This is a genomic window from Nitrosomonas sp. (assembly GCF_043753625.1).
In the GTDB taxonomy this organism is placed as follows: domain Bacteria; phylum Pseudomonadota; class Gammaproteobacteria; order Burkholderiales; family Nitrosomonadaceae; genus Nitrosomonas.
Genome location: NZ_JAYUWI010000074.1, coordinates 1 through 13,532, shown reverse-complemented (window position 1 = coordinate 13,532; position 13,532 = coordinate 1). Strand labels below are relative to the sequence as shown.

Sequence of the window (13,532 nt, the reverse complement as noted above, 5' to 3'; positions counted from 1 at the left end):
CTCGTTCTCGTACTTCCGGTGAATAACTGATTTGATTCTTCATCTCTTCATCCTCTCAAATCATTTTATCTCCGAAAATCCCGGGACGATTCACAAACGATACATGAAGGAATTTAGAAGGCAGTCAATGAAGCGAAGAATAAAAGTAAAAGAAAGCCGATTGTGCAGCAAGGTATGCAGATGGGTGACACTGAACTTTTTTGAGAAAAATGGTTTTGAGTGCACAGTTTTATCAAGAAGATTAACAACATTAGCAAGAGGAGTGGGGGGAATGGCTAAAACAATACTTGCAGTAGATGATTCTGCATCAATTCGGCAAATGGTTGCTTTTACGCTCAAAGGTGCTGGCTATGGAGTTATTGAAGCCGTTGACGGTCAAGATGCATTGGACAAAGCGAATATTCATAAGGTTAATCTGGTATTAACCGATATTAATATGCCGCGCATGGATGGATTGAAATTGCTTGAATTGTTGCGCAAATTGACCCATTACGAAACTGTTCCAATCTTGATGCTTACTACTGAGTCAGGAGATGAAATAAAAGCAAAAGGCAGAGCGGCAGGGGCAACAGGTTGGTTGGTTAAGCCATTTGACCCTAAGCGGTTGCTAGAAGTGATTGGGAAAGTGATTGGTTGATAATTAATATATGTATTAATGAGTTGCAGATAGCTTGTTTGAGTTTATAGATTAAATAATTTTTATGCTTCTGTTTCCTAATTTGCTTGATTCTTTAAAGTGCTAGCCTAACAACTCAACTTGAAACAGGGTTACTTATGAGTACTGATCTCGAACAATTTTATGAAATATTTTTTGAAGAATCCTCGGAATTACTTGCGAATATGGAAACATGTTTGCTGAGGCTAGACGTAAATTCTCCGGATTTGGAAGATTTGAACGCAATATTTCGTGCTGCGCATTCTATTAAGGGTGGAGCGGGTACATTTGGTTTTACTGATATGACGGAGATGACGCATATGTTGGAAACATTGCTTGATAGATTGCGTAAGGGAGAACTCGAAGTGCGCAGTGAGATGGTTGATGCCTTTCTACAGGCTGGCGATGTCATTAAAGCGCAATTGGCGGGACACCGTGGAGAAGGTCAAGCTGATCCAACCGTTGCTGCAGCAGTTTGTGAAGAACTGAAAAGACTGAGTGATGAAACACAAGCGCCAACGCCAGCTACAGAGTTAACGAATACTGCGACCAATACTGAAGCAGTACCAGTAGAAGCCGAAGTTGCACAAGTTGAGGTCTCAACAATAGATGACTCATCGAAACTTAACTACAGTATCGAGTTTTCTTGTGTCGGCATAGGTAATGCTACCTTAGAAAATCTATTTGCTAATTTGAAGCAGTTGGGTGATCTGGAGAACCTTACACCAGCCTCTGAGATGGATTGGTGTAAATTGAAACTCACTACCAATAAAAGTGAAGAAGATATTTGGGAAACGCTGGCGTTTATAGTCGATCCGGCAACCTTAAAGATTGCAGTCGCAACATCCGAGAAGATTGTGGCTGTCGCGATAGAACCTAAGATCACGGATTCCGTAAGTATTGGTGCAGAATCAATAGTCGATGAAGATGAGCTTTCAATGGCTAATATGCCGCCTGCGCCAGGTTATGTTTTTTTTCCGGGAGCGCCTGCTGCACCAAGGGACATTGATGAGGCAGAGTCGAGTCTGAATTCACCACAGCCAGAAAGTACAAGCAATAGCAAAAATGAAGTACAAGCAACATCGAATAAATCTTCCAGTAAAGCTAATGCAGCAGCAGCTCCTGCCAGCGAGGCTTCATCGATACGAGTGAGTATTGAGAAAGTGGATCAAATGATTAATTTGGTCGGAGAGCTAGTAATCACACAGGCGATGCTTGCCCAAACTGCTACTCAGTTTGACCCGATAGTCTTTGAAAAACTTCACAGCAGCATGAATCAATTAGAAAGAAATACACGGGATTTACAAGAATCTGTGATGTCGATCCGAATGATGCCGATCAGTTTTGTATTCAGCCGATATCCTCGTGTTGTGCGCGATCTGGCAGCAAAATTGAATAAACGTGTTGAACTGAAGACCGTTGGTGAGAACACAGAACTCGATAAGGGTTTAATTGAAAAGATTGCTGATCCGCTAACTCATTTAGTTAGGAATAGCTTGGATCATGGCATAGAAGTACCAGAGAAGCGTACTGCAACAGGCAAGCCGGCGCAAGGGACAATCACGCTGCGTGCATTTCATCAAGGCGGTAGTATCGTGATCGAAGTCAGTGATGATGGTGCCGGATTAAATCGTGGGAAAATTCTTGCCAAAGCGAGAGAGCGTGGTTTACCCGTACATGATGCTATGACCGATCAGGAAGTCTGGTTATTGATTTTCGAAGCAGGATTTTCTACAGCGGATACAGTGACTGATGTATCCGGGCGTGGTGTGGGTATGGACGTTGTAAAGCGTAATATTCAGGGTATGGGCGGACGTATTGACATTGAATCTGCATTTGGGGTGGGTACACGCATATCCATTCGGTTGCCGTTAACGCTGGCAATTCTTGATGGATTATCGGTGGCAGTTGGTGACCAAATGTTTATTGTGCCACTCAATTATATTATCGAATCGTTACAACCGACTGCTGCTGACATTAAAACGGTTAGTGGCCATGGGCGGGTTGTGCAAGTGCGCGGTGAATATCTGCCTGTGATTGCATTACACGAAATCTTTAACTTACGTCCTAATGTCACGGAATTACATGAAGGGATCCTTGTGATTCTAGAGGCTGAAGGTCACAAGATGGCGTTGTTTGTGGATGATCTGATTGGACAGCATCAGGTCGTTATTAAGAGCCTTGAAAGTAATTACCGGAGAGTACAGGGTGTTTCAGGTGCGACGATCATGGGCGATGGAAAAGTTGCACTTATTCTTGATACTGCTGCATTAATTATGACGTCACAGCGAGAAGCAGTATAGACAGTATGAACCACTGATATGTTTATCGCATACTTTTTATAAAGAAATAAGGAGGTAATATTATGTCACACGAGCAAGCAATAACTCCAATAACAAGGTCATCCGGTCGGGTTACCAGTCATATGGCCGATGAATTTCTGACCTTTCGTCTGGGCGACGAAGAGTACGGGATAGAAATACTCAAGGTGCAAGAGATTCGCGGGTATGACTCCATTACCCAAATTGCCAATGCGCCCGAGTTTATTAAGGGAGTCGTTAATCTGCGCGGGATCATCGTGCCGATTGTCGATATGCGGATCAAATTCAGGCTGGGCACTGCGGACTACGATCAATTTACCGTGGTCATTATTTTAAATGTGGCCGGTCGCGTCATGGGGATCGTGGTGGATGGAGTATCCGACGTGTTGACTCTGGAAGCCGAACAGATGCGTCCGACACCGGAATTCGGTTCGGTTATTGATACGGAATATATCATGGGTCTTGGAACAGTCGAGGAACGGATGTTGATATTGATTGATATCGAGAAGCTAATGAGTAGTAGCGACATGGGTTTGATTGATCAAAACATTAATTAATGAGTATGGGTTTGTTTGAAACAAAACAGGTTGCAATAACAGTCTTTACTAGGAGTAATGAGCATGTTGAATGAAATGAAAATTGGTACCCAGTTGGTGGGGGCTTTTATGGCGTTGCTTGGCTTTATGGTTTTTCTGGGTGGTTTTTCGCTATACCAGTTGAATAGCCTCAATAATGTTGCCACTGCAATTACCGGGGAATGGCTGCCTGCCTCGAAAGCTGCGGCGGATTTAAATCTTTTTACATCCGATTTAAGGATTGGCGAAATGAGTCATGTGCTTTCCACATCTGATCAGGATATGAACCATTATGAAAAAGAAATTGCCAATTTGCAGGCCAGGATAGAAAAATCTAGCGAAGAATCCAGAAGGCTTATTTCTTCTCCTGGGGAACAAAAGATATTTGATTTATTTTCTGAACGATGGAGGCAATATTTAACTGCGCACGGTCAACTCCTTACGCTTTCTCGAGCAAATAAAACCGAAGAAGCGCGGGCATATCTGAATGGCCAATCCAAGCAAGTCTATGATGAAATGTCCGATCAGTTGGTTAAATTATCGGATTTAAATACCGCAGGAGGTATTGCTGCCAGCATAATGGCTGACCAGACCTTCGCAACGTCGCAAACGCTGATCATCGCATTATTGGCGATTGCCGTTGCAATCGGGATCGTGCTTGCCTTGGTGATCACACGTAATCTGCTGGCGCAATTGGGTGGTGAACCGAAATATGCGGGGGAAATCATGCAAAAAATTGCCGCAGGAGATCTGTCGAGCAATATTGCCGTTAACACAAAATATCCGAATAGCATGTTATTCGCAATTAAAGAAATGCAGGATAATCTGATTAAGATCGTCAGTGAAATACGCAGCGGTACCGACACGATTAGCACAGCATCCGGAGAGATTGCCTCCGGTAACTTGGATTTGAGTCAACGCACGGAAGAACAGGCTTCCAGTCTGGAAGAAACCGCGTCTTCGATGGAAGAACTGACTTCCACAGTAAGACAGAATGCGGATAATGCACGCCAAGCCAACCAACTGGCAGCAGGTGCTTCCGAAGTTGCGGTGAAAGGCGGCGCTGTGGTGGGGCAAGTGGTACAAACCATGAGTTCAATCAATGAAAGCTCCAAGAAGATTGTCGACATTATCAGCGTCATTGACGGCATTGCTTTTCAGACCAACATCCTGGCGTTAAACGCAGCGGTAGAAGCAGCGCGTGCCGGTGAACAAGGGCGTGGTTTTGCCGTAGTGGCAACCGAAGTACGCACACTGGCGCAACGCTCAGCTGCTGCAGCCAAAGAGATCAAGGAATTGATTAGCGATTCAGTTAGCAAAGTGGAAGATGGTACCCGCCTGGTTGATGAAGCGGGCACGACCATGAATGAAATCGTCAATGCTGTCAAGCGTGTGACCGACATCATGGCTGAGATCTCTGCCGCATCGCAAGAGCAAAGCTCAGGTATTGAACAGGTCAATCAAGCCGTGACTCAGATGGACGAAGTCACGCAACAAAATGCGGCCTTAGTGGAAGAAGCTGCTGCAGCGGCGGAATCTATGCAGGAACAAGCGCAAACACTGACCCAGGCAGTCAGTACATTTAAGCTGGCTGGCGATGGCGGCCGTACACCAACAACGGTAAAAAGAAGTAATCGTCCTACCACAGTTGCCAAACTACCTAATCGCGGTCTTGCTACGAAAAAAGCTGCGGTCAGTTCTAACTCAGAATCTAGATCATCGGCACAACCGCGTAAAGTTGCTTCAGGCGGTGGCGGTGATGAGTGGGAAGAATTCTAAATCGTTATACCCGAACACCACCCGGTAATCGGGTGGTGTTTATCTGAGAACTGTATTGTTGGCCTAGTGGGAGTGTGGTGCATTTGGTATTGTATATGATTGATATATAAATGTTATTTCAATTTTTTGACTGCCCGATATTAGTTAGCAATTCTGATTTTTTATAAAACCAGGTTCTTGAATAATTAGCTTCATGGAAGCAATTTATTGAAGCTCGTTGTTTTTAGATCATCATTTTATTCATGTTTTTTGCATGATTGTTCTAACAATGAAGTGATAAAGCTCTGGAATTTGATACTGCCGGAAATAATCACCTCTCGCAAACAGTATCTACTCTAATACGGATGGATATATTATGGAATTGATTTTAGGTGGTCGTGAGGAAAACTCTGATAACAGATCACGTGAATACATTTTTACTCAGGCTGATTTTGATCGTATTAGGAAACTGATATACCAACATGCAGGCATTTCACTTTCCGCGGGTAAGAGAAATATGGTGTATAGCCGACTTGCGCGGCGTGTACGTGTTAGTGGTCTAAATAGTTTTCATGAATACTTGAATTTTCTGGAGCGAGGTAATCCTGAAGAGTGGGAGGCATTTACAAATGCTCTGACGACCAATTTAACGGCTTTTTTTCGCGAACAGCATCACTTTCCGATTCTTGAGAAACATGTGGAGCACCGCAAGAATCAGAAAAAAATCCAGCTCTGGTGCAGTGCATCTTCTACTGGAGAAGAACCTTATTCAATGGCTATGGCAATGGTGCAAGCATTTAAAACATTTACACCCCCTGTTCATATTTTAGCCACGGATCTGGATACCAATGTGCTCGCAAAAGCACAACTGGGCGTTTATTCTCTCGATAAGTTAGAGAAGCTACCTAAGGAAAAACTCAAGCAGTTTTTTCTAAAAGGTAAAGGACATCATGCTGGATCGGCGAGGGTGCGTCCAGAATTACGTAATATGATAACGTTCCGGCAGTTGAATTTGCTTGATGAAAGTTGGCCGATACGTGGCCCATTTGATGCGATATTCTGCCGTAATGTAATGATTTATTTTGACAAACCAACTCAATACAATATTCTGAAGAAGTTTGTACCGTTACTGGCCCCAGATGGATTATTGTTTGCGGGCCATTCTGAGAGTTTTCAGCATGCGGTTGATTTATTTAAGTTGCGTGAAAAAACGGTTTATGAGCTAGCTAAAAGACTGAGGTAGTCGTATGGCTGAGGTCATTGATGAGCAAGTTGCAACGAATTTATATTTTGACAAGAGCTTTAACAGCCAGGCGGTTAAGTTGTTGCCGGGTGAATACTATGTCACAGACAAGGATATGCTCTTGGTAACAGTACTCGGTTCATGCGTTGCGGCTTGTATTCGTGATTGTTACAGTGGTATCGGCGGTATGAATCATTTTATGCTTCCTGATGGAGGAGCTGATGCAGGTAGTCCGTTAAACGCTTCAGCCCGATATGGCACTTATGCAATGGAAATACTGATTAACCAGCTATTAAAACTGGGTGCCCGTCGGTGCAATCTTGAGGCTAAAGTATTTGGCGGTGGAAATGTTCTGGACGGATTAACGGTTGCAAATGTCGGTCCGAGGAATGCTGATTTTGTTCTAAAATTCTTACAAACAGAAAAAATAAGAGTTATCGCAAAAGATCTGGTCGATATTTTTCCTCGGAAAGTTTATTTTTTTCCAAAAAATAATAAAGTCATGGTGAAGAAATTGCGCAATATACATAACAATACGATTTCTCAGCGAGAAAAAGATTATAGGCAGCGTTTACGTAAAGTTGATTCTGATGGAGATATTGAGTTATTTACTTAAAACAATTTTAATCGTCGTACTAAATTGAGAACCTATCATGAAAAAAATTAAAGTTCTGATTGTTGATGATTCTGCCTTAATTCGTAAATTATTAAGTGAAGTTATTAATAGTCAGCCTGATATGGAAGCTATTGGTTCTGCGCCTGACCCTCTGGTGGCACGCGAAATGATTCGAGAGCTGAACCCTGATGTACTGACATTGGATGTTGAAATGCCAAAAATGGATGGGCTTGATTTTCTGGAAAAATTAATGCGTTTGAGACCAATGCCGGTAGTAATGGTTTCAACGTTAACCGAGAAAGGTTCTGATGTAACATTTCGCGCGCTTGAGTTGGGTGCAGTTGATTTTGTGTCTAAGCCAAAAATTGATATTGCGACCGGATTGAAAGAATATGGCAATGAGATCGCAAATAAAATTCGTATTGCAAAGTCAGCAAGACTCAAGCGACATGCACCAATGCCGGTCACAAAGAGTGTTTCAGCAGATGCGGTTTTGCCAGCCATTTCAAATCGTATTGCTTCAACAGAAAAATTAATCATAGTGGGTGCTTCTACTGGCGGTACAGAAGCCCTTAAAGAATTTTTAATACGCATGCCGCCTGACTCACCAGGGATTCTGGTTACCCAACATATGCCGGAGGGATTTACTAAGTCCTTTGCCAATCGCTTAGACAGTCTTTGTAAAATATCAGTGATGGAGGCGCAAGGTGGTGAAAGAGTGTTACCAGGACATGCATATATCGCACCAGGCCATTCACATTTATTGCTCAAGCGTAGTGGTGCAAATTACATGACTGAATTAAATCAAGGTGAGCTGGTTAGTCGACATCGACCTTCAGTTGATGTACTATTTCGCTCGGCAGCTAATTGTGCCGGAAAGAATGCTATTGGTGTGATTCTGACAGGTATGGGTAAAGATGGTGCTGCTGGAATGATGGAAATGCACAAAGCAGGTGCTTATAATTTTGCTCAAGATGAAGCAAGCTGTGTTGTTTTTGGAATGCCAAAAGAAGCAATTGCGGCAGGTGGAGTGAATGATGTTGTTTCACTGAAAGACATGGCCAGATCGGTATTGTCAAAAGTTTCCAGTATGGGGTTACACGGTAATCGCGTTTAGCTTTCGTTCATGCTCATGCTTATTTCTTGATTTGAGGTAAGGTAAAAAGTACATTGCCAATGAAAAAGATTATTCTTCGATTTATCGTATTTATTGGTATTAGCTTTTTAGTGAGCTGCGGGTCTCTCCAGGAAAAAACTTCGGTTAAGTTTGACCCTAATCCGATTGCTAATAAATCGACTGACCCCAGTCATGTCAAGAAAGTACTTTATTCCCAGTTTAATGAATGGCAGGGTGTACGTTATCAACGAGGCGGACTCAGTCAACGGGGAGTTGATTGTTCTGGCTTTGTGCATTTGACGTTTAAATCAAAACTCGGACTGCATCTGCCTAGAACGACCAGAATGCAAGCAAGATTAGGAAAAGAAATTAGGAAAGATGATTTAAAAGCCGGTGATCTGATATTCTTTAAAACCGGATCAGCTTCAGAACATGTAGGGATTTATCTGGAGAAAAATAAATTTCTACACGCCTCTCAAAAACAAGGCGTCACAATATCCCGGTTAGATAATGTTTATTGGAAATCTAACTATTGGAAATCAGTTCGTATATAAAAAATAATTCCGAGAAAGTTTGCATTCGTTTTCTTTAAACGCAAAAGCTTGGGTTTGTACGTTTGTTTGTTCTTCACCTACAGTGTTACAGTGCTGGCAAACAAATAGTGCGACCATATTGTTTGAGAATGCAGCATGGTGACTAAACTCTATTCTGGTAGGAAAGTAAAATGAATGAAGAAATCAAACAAAGATTACAAAAAAAAGAAATCTGGCAACGTGGTTTTTATATGATTCTTTTTATGTGTATCTATGGTTTCTCTAATTTCTTGATTATCAGTATTTTCTTTTTTCAGTATGTTACGTTGATACTAACTGGTCAAACAAATGTGTTGCTACTTGGATTCAGTAAGAATTTAGGTGCTTATATCCATCAAATAATAATCTTTCTGTCATTCAACAGTGATCAATGCCCATTTCCGTTTAGTGCATGGCCTAATAGTATAAGCGATATTGAACTGATTAAAGATACCAACGCAAACGATTAGCCAATCATTCAGCAGGAAGAAAAGCAGATGGCATAAAACTGCTCGCCCATTGGAAGACGAAAAACAGGGGAAAGCTCACTGTCTGCAAGACCCCATCGTTTATCACATCATTCATTGACAACTGAAAATACTCAAAAATCTCACTACCCCAGCAAAATGCTGGGGCGAATCAGAAGGAGTTACTAAAGGGTTTTTAAATATTCGATGATCGCCAAGGCTCCCGCTTTGTCATTACTCCAATTAAGTTTGAAAGTTTTGCCATCCTGCTGAATATCTTTGTCGTGACCTTTATTACTCATGGCTGGCGATAAACGGGTATCAAAAACGTAGCCTTCTTTATTTGCTGTCGTTTCGTTTTTATTCCATGCAAAACCGACCAACTTTTTGTCATAATCCAAACGGCTCTTTACGAACACAGTAGGGCGTTCATTAGGCATCAATAAATGATAAAGCGTTGGCACCGAGCCGTTGTGTAAGTAAGGCGCTTGCGCCCATAACCCTACCAAGGGTAAAGCGTTGTAACCATCATGTAATTTTGGTGGTGTCATTGCTAAATATTTTTTGTCCTCCAGTGAGACACCTTTATAGTGTGCACAAGGTTTAGCATCTTTACCATACATTTGCACGACAGTATCCGCGCCACACACATCGTTAAAACCGCTGATTGCACCGAGCGTGACAAACAATCCGGCAACCTTAGCAACGCCCCATATCTGTGCCAATATCGCGGTAAACTTCACCATTATTGGGTTGATGGCAGACGGTGCAGTTTTCGGCAAATAATGCCTGGCCTTTTTTCGCTAATGCAATATCCACTTCAAACGGATAAACGCTCGCAGGCATTTTATCCAGTACTTCTTCCGAAAATGCCGATACGCGCACATCTACATTTTCATAACCAATTGTTAATTGTGCCGCAATGTTTTTATAGATAGGTAATGGAATATGCCCTGTCCACTGCCCACCACCATTGATTAAATCGGATTTATCGCTATTCCACATTGGGTCGTGCGTGTTTTGCTCCCACACCACCATGATATCCGTTACACCATGACTCGGCGGCAGCGCAAGTGATGCAAATGGCTTCGTAAGTGCCTTTTGTTTTAAGTTGATGTTGGCTTTTACGGTATTGAAACCAATTGCATCCTCCATTCCGGGCAAACCATCATACAATCGTGATTCCGCACCTTTGTAGTATTTGTCGACAAATGCTTTCCAGCCTTCATATTCACTAACATGATGCTGAATAAACTGTGCAATCACTTTATCAGCGGTTGATTTGAATAAATCAACTTGCGCTTGCTCGTACGCAGTGTCAAATCTCCGGTCTTCGTAAGTATAATTTTTATAAAAATAATTTGGATCAGAGGTGCGCGCTTCATCCAATGCGGTTAGAATTTTTTCTTTGATCAATTGTGTCTGTTTAGCAAGGTCCGTTTCCTTACCCACCAACTTAGTAATGGATTGTACTAAGCGTTTGCGGTAACCGATTACATTAAGCTCAGAATTAATGCCGCCATCTAAATAATAAATGCTGTTGTCATCAAGACGTACTCGCCCAATATGACACGCACCGCAGGCGAAAGAGGCGTAATCAATATTACCTTCTGGATCAACACGCGACATACCAGTAAAACCCATGCCACGTGGAACTGGTGAACCCTGCAAGCGCTCATCGTAAAGCAGGCCCATGACGCTTAAGAAATCATCACCTTCTCCCCAGTACTCAGGTGCAACCTTAGGCAATAATTTTAAGATGATGTAGGGAATACCATCCGTTTCACTTTGAGCAAAATCCGCAAAGCGATTGTAGGCAGTCTGATATTTGGCAATGTGCGCGTTGCGCGCGGTCATTTTATTTTGTTTGAATGCTTTCCAATCATCGGGCACCGCCTTTACAAAAGCGGGGGGCTCAGGTGCAGCCAGTTGTTTACTAAAACCTCCATCGGCGGAATACAAAAAATAACCTGCACCAGTTACCACTACAACCAAACCCAATAACAATTTTTTCATGTAATTTCCTTATGAAGCTATTGTTTATATCAAATATGATTTTTAACGCTACTCATTATTATTCGAATAGCGTTAAAAATCATGCCCATTGGAGATACTCTATCAATGACTTTATATACGAAGGCATTGATAGATATATGAAGAATAGTGTTTCGTTGCAATAACTTATTTATCCCAAACTAACGAGTAGGATTCTGGGAATGGCCCATTTTTAAAATCAATCGGCGCTGCTGCTCGTAAATTCTTTAGCAGCAACACTTGACGGACCATTTCCGGGATCATTTCCATGCCCACATATTTACCTAAACAATCATGTGAACCAAATCCGAAATTAAAATTGTGATAAAAAGTACGGTCTGGATTGAATTCATCTGGGTTGGTATTGGCAAAAGTATCAAACATTGCCGATTGCGTAAGCACAAGCACATTAGTTCTAGCAGGTATCAGCGTCTCATAATCTGTACCTTTTGCTAAGGTATAGTTTTGTGAAGTTTGGCGGAACATATAGGGGCTAATCGGCACATAACGCAGCGCTTCCCACACGATATTATCAAATTCTTGCAAGTCTGTTTGTTGTGCTGCGGTTTTGGCTTTTGCCAGCAGTTCTGGTTGATTAACAAAAAATTCGATTACTTGAGCCGTTGCTTGTGAAGTGGTTTCGATCGACCCAATCAACAAACCACCTGCATTAGCACCCACGCGTACTAAATCAAATTCAACTTGTTGCGGGAAACTGGTACGCAACATACGTGTGAACACATCATCTTTCGGGATGAGCGTGGGCTTGCCAGTTAGCTTGTCAAGAATACCTTTCACAATGCGCTGAACAATCGTGAAGAAATCTTTGGCTTGCTCTAGCTTCACCATGGCTAACTTTTCGATCAATTCTTTTTTAATGTAATTGGCGAGCGCAGTAGATACGCGTGCATGATTATCTAAAATAAATTTGTTTTGTTCTGGTGAATTTAAATCAAATGGTTGATTGTGGAATGTATTATATTGATTCCAAAATGACCAATCGATTAAATCCTTTTTATCCACATTACCCAAACCAAAGTATTGCTGCACCAGGATGGCTGGCACCATACGGCAATAGTTGTATACGATGTCGATATTGCCATCAGCGTTCGCAAGAATCTCTTGACTGGCTTGTGCGATTAAAGCTCGGATTCTTGGCAAATCATTACGATTCAGCAAACCTTGCATTAAGGATTTCTCGCGGTAGTGAAAGGCATTATCGTCATGCGCCATTAAATAACCAGGATCCGTAGCTGTCACTCCCATTTTGGGTTTGTACAGATCGACCGTAAATATTCTTGGCATTTGCAATAAATCAGTCACGTCCGTATAACGACTCACTAAAACACATTCAGGGGTAATAAGAATAGGACGTTGAGCACGTAATTGTTTAAAAAATGGGAGTGGTTCGCTCATCATCCAGCGACGCACTAGGGGGTATTTATCCGCCGTGGCGGCACTATCATATTCGGCTAGATAATCCTTGGTGTTGCTAGTTGCGATATTAGTCATAAATCCTCCCCTTCTAATTAGTAAGTTATGGTTTAGGAATTGTTACTTCATCCATGAGGAATCATCTAAGACAATCCCATGGAATTCTGGATAAATAACACCACAAAAGAATTAATAAAATATTTCTGACGACTAAAAAATTACGAAGAGATTATAAACTTCTGTCAATTCGAGTATTCGGCTTGCTTGTCCCTCAGATGATTTCCATAATTATATCCACGATTCGAGTTGCCCGGAATAATCGTGTTTGTTTCAGTTGTACTAGCTCAGATCAGACGTACAGTTACCGAATTGACTGGATGCCTGTTAGGTTTGATTTGGTTCAGATTTTTGCTGTTCCAAATCTATTTTCCACCGAGCAAGGTCTCCATAGGAGTTTTTCCATTACAGATTTTGCCCGGATGAATTCTTTCATTATTGTAATAATCGATCCAGCTGTCCAGATTTTTTTGTAAGGATTCCAAATCATGATAGAGTTTCTTGGGGAAAGTCACTTGATAGAACGCCTGCAAGATGGTTTTTTGGAATCGCTCACAAATACCGTTGGTCCGAAGTAACATGGCTTTTATTTTGGCTATGTAGTAATTAACTGTTGAAATTGTCTTGTTTTTCCAAGTGACATTAGGAAACAAAGGGTTGGTGTAACATCCTGACCGAGACGG

General features: G+C 41.9%; 13 protein-coding genes. 9 read left to right on the top strand and 4 right to left on the bottom strand.

What is annotated here, in order from left to right:
• Window positions 1-271: 271 nt before the first annotated feature.
• The 9 genes from ACH10T_RS07255 (at window position 272) to ACH10T_RS07215 (ending at window position 9,327) form a co-directional block, all read left to right on the top strand.
• On the top strand, window positions 272-637 hold the full coding sequence (locus ACH10T_RS07255) for a response regulator (RefSeq protein ID WP_394808645.1): 366 nt from the start codon (window positions 272-274) through the stop codon (window positions 635-637).
• Window positions 638-774: 137 nt separating this feature from the next.
• The gene (gene cheA, locus ACH10T_RS07250) at window positions 775-2,958 is read left to right on the top strand and encodes a chemotaxis protein CheA (RefSeq protein ID WP_394808644.1); all 2,184 of its coding nucleotides are present in this window, start codon (window positions 775-777) and stop codon (window positions 2,956-2,958) included.
• A gap of 62 nt (window positions 2,959-3,020) precedes the next feature.
• Complete coding sequence (locus ACH10T_RS07245) at window positions 3,021-3,533, top strand: chemotaxis protein CheW (protein WP_394808643.1); 513 nt, start codon at window positions 3,021-3,023, stop codon at window positions 3,531-3,533.
• 63 nt (window positions 3,534-3,596) lie between these two features.
• Complete coding sequence (locus ACH10T_RS07240) at window positions 3,597-5,330, top strand: methyl-accepting chemotaxis protein (protein WP_394808642.1); 1,734 nt, start codon at window positions 3,597-3,599, stop codon at window positions 5,328-5,330.
• A 355-nt stretch (window positions 5,331-5,685) separates the two neighbouring features.
• Window positions 5,686-6,552: a CheR family methyltransferase gene (locus ACH10T_RS07235; RefSeq protein ID WP_394808641.1), complete on the top strand. Its 867-nt coding sequence runs from the start codon at window positions 5,686-5,688 to the stop codon at window positions 6,550-6,552.
• A 4-nt stretch (window positions 6,553-6,556) separates the two neighbouring features.
• Window positions 6,557-7,168 (top strand): chemoreceptor glutamine deamidase CheD, encoded by a 612-nt coding sequence (gene cheD, locus ACH10T_RS07230; RefSeq protein WP_394808640.1) that lies wholly within the window; start codon window positions 6,557-6,559, stop codon window positions 7,166-7,168.
• A 37-nt stretch (window positions 7,169-7,205) separates the two neighbouring features.
• Window positions 7,206-8,285 (top strand): chemotaxis response regulator protein-glutamate methylesterase, encoded by a 1,080-nt coding sequence (locus ACH10T_RS07225; protein ID WP_394808639.1) that lies wholly within the window; start codon window positions 7,206-7,208, stop codon window positions 8,283-8,285.
• A 59-nt stretch (window positions 8,286-8,344) separates the two neighbouring features.
• On the top strand, window positions 8,345-8,839 hold the full coding sequence (locus tag ACH10T_RS07220) for an NlpC/P60 family protein (RefSeq protein WP_394808638.1): 495 nt from the start codon (window positions 8,345-8,347) through the stop codon (window positions 8,837-8,839).
• 170 nt (window positions 8,840-9,009) lie between these two features.
• Complete coding sequence (locus tag ACH10T_RS07215; protein ID WP_394808637.1) at window positions 9,010-9,327, top strand: DUF4389 domain-containing protein; 318 nt, start codon at window positions 9,010-9,012, stop codon at window positions 9,325-9,327.
• A gap of 182 nt (window positions 9,328-9,509) precedes the next feature.
• Here ACH10T_RS07215 and ACH10T_RS07210 read toward each other — a convergent pair whose 3' ends face one another.
• From ACH10T_RS07210 to ACH10T_RS07195, 4 genes are all read right to left on the bottom strand, one after another.
• Window positions 9,510-10,070 carry a hypothetical protein gene (locus ACH10T_RS07210; protein WP_394808636.1) on the bottom strand — a complete coding sequence of 187 codons (561 nt, stop codon included), beginning with the start codon at window positions 10,068-10,070 and terminating at the stop codon, window positions 9,510-9,512.
• Window positions 10,024-11,340 carry a c-type cytochrome gene (locus ACH10T_RS07205; protein WP_394808635.1) on the bottom strand — a complete coding sequence of 439 codons (1,317 nt, stop codon included), beginning with the start codon at window positions 11,338-11,340 and terminating at the stop codon, window positions 10,024-10,026. Before ACH10T_RS07205 ends, ACH10T_RS07210 begins: the two co-directional genes overlap by 47 nt.
• Window positions 11,341-11,505: 165 nt before the next feature.
• The gene (locus ACH10T_RS07200) at window positions 11,506-12,870 is read right to left on the bottom strand and encodes a cytochrome P450 (protein WP_394808634.1); all 1,365 of its coding nucleotides are present in this window, start codon (window positions 12,868-12,870) and stop codon (window positions 11,506-11,508) included.
• Between the two features lie 344 nt (window positions 12,871-13,214).
• Window positions 13,215-13,532 (bottom strand): integrase core domain-containing protein (locus tag ACH10T_RS07195; protein WP_394808633.1); only part of this gene is annotated, 318 nt, incomplete at its 5' end.

Coding starts and splice junctions, on each gene's coding strand:
- ACH10T_RS07255 (WP_394808645.1), top strand. CDS start 272: ATGGCTAAAACAATACTTGCAGTAGATGATTCTGCATCAATTCGGCAA.
- cheA (WP_394808644.1), top strand. CDS start 775: ATGAGTACTGATCTCGAACAATTTTATGAAATATTTTTTGAAGAATCC.
- ACH10T_RS07245 (WP_394808643.1), top strand. CDS start 3,021: ATGTCACACGAGCAAGCAATAACTCCAATAACAAGGTCATCCGGTCGG.
- ACH10T_RS07240 (WP_394808642.1), top strand. CDS start 3,597: ATGTTGAATGAAATGAAAATTGGTACCCAGTTGGTGGGGGCTTTTATG.
- ACH10T_RS07235 (WP_394808641.1), top strand. CDS start 5,686: ATGGAATTGATTTTAGGTGGTCGTGAGGAAAACTCTGATAACAGATCA.
- cheD (WP_394808640.1), top strand. CDS start 6,557: ATGGCTGAGGTCATTGATGAGCAAGTTGCAACGAATTTATATTTTGAC.
- ACH10T_RS07225 (WP_394808639.1), top strand. CDS start 7,206: ATGAAAAAAATTAAAGTTCTGATTGTTGATGATTCTGCCTTAATTCGT.
- ACH10T_RS07220 (WP_394808638.1), top strand. CDS start 8,345: ATGAAAAAGATTATTCTTCGATTTATCGTATTTATTGGTATTAGCTTT.
- ACH10T_RS07215 (WP_394808637.1), top strand. CDS start 9,010: ATGAATGAAGAAATCAAACAAAGATTACAAAAAAAAGAAATCTGGCAA.
- ACH10T_RS07210 (WP_394808636.1), bottom strand. CDS start 10,070: ATGGTGAAGTTTACCGCGATATTGGCACAGATATGGGGCGTTGCTAAG.
- ACH10T_RS07205 (WP_394808635.1), bottom strand. CDS start 11,340: ATGAAAAAATTGTTATTGGGTTTGGTTGTAGTGGTAACTGGTGCAGGT.
- ACH10T_RS07200 (WP_394808634.1), bottom strand. CDS start 12,870: ATGACTAATATCGCAACTAGCAACACCAAGGATTATCTAGCCGAATAT.